This is a genomic window from Ureibacillus suwonensis (assembly GCF_042655065.1).
Classification (GTDB): domain Bacteria; phylum Bacillota; class Bacilli; order Bacillales_A; family Planococcaceae; genus Ureibacillus; species Ureibacillus suwonensis.
Genome location: NZ_JBHSNQ010000115.1, coordinates 1 through 975, shown reverse-complemented (window position 1 = coordinate 975; position 975 = coordinate 1). Strand labels below are relative to the sequence as shown.

General features: G+C 42.9%; 1 protein-coding gene. It reads left to right on the top strand.

Going from position 1 to position 975, the window contains the following annotated elements; all coding sequences use genetic code 11:
• Positions 1 to 75 precede the first annotated feature (75 nt).
• Positions 76 to 975, top strand: a 900-nt coding sequence (locus ACFPOH_RS10940; RefSeq protein WP_390309654.1) for a DDE-type integrase/transposase/recombinase, incomplete at its 3' end; no start/stop codon positions are given.

Here is a 975-nt window from a genome sequence, read left to right as displayed (position 1 = left end):
GAAAAGAAGAATTTATCATCAAAGGTGAAATGGATAGCCGGCTGTCCTTCGAAATGAAAAAGGAGGATGGAAACGATGGACGAACACATGAGAGAACAAATTGCCTTATTCCGATTCGGATTGATTGCCCCACTTTTGAATGAACAAGTAGATCCGAAGAGCTACCTCACTGAGATGGCTAATCGCATTCATGAAATGCCGTATTACGGAGAGAAACGGATCGCTGCGAAAACGATTCAAGACTGGTACTTGCGTTATCGGAAAATGGGATTTGAGGGATTAAAACCGAAGAAGCGCTCGGATCGTGGACATTCCCGAAAGCTGTCTCCAGAAGATGAGGATTATATTCTAGCGATGAGAAAAAAATTTCCCCAAGTGCCAGTGACGGTTTTTTACCAACAACTGGTACACCAAGGGGAAATCAACCCAAAACAAATTTCTTATTTTACTATATACCGATTATTAAAAAAATTCAACCTTGTCGGCAAAGAAATTTTACCGATGCCGGAGAGAAAACGTTTTGCGCATGATCAAGTGAACGCCTTATGGCAAGGAGACCTTTCTTACGGTCCGTATGTTCCAATCAACGGGAAGAAGAAAAGAACGTTTCTCATCGCTTACATCGATGATTGTTCACGCATCGTGCCATACGCTCAATTTTTCTCTTCCGAGAAATTTGATGGGCTGCGAGTCGTCACCAAAGAAGCGCTCATTCGGTATGGAAAGCCGAAAATGATTTACTCGGATAACGGAAAGATTTATCGTTCCGAAACTCTTCAGTATGCGTGTGCACAGTTAGGGATCACCCTCGTTCATACGCAGCCATATGACCCGCAAAGCAAGGGCAAAATTGAGCGCTTTTTCAAGACGGTGCAGACGCGTTTTTATCCGTTATTAGACATGAATCCGGTTCATTCACTCGAAGAGTTGAATGAACGATTTTGGAGATGGCTGGAGGAAGATTATCATCGTAAA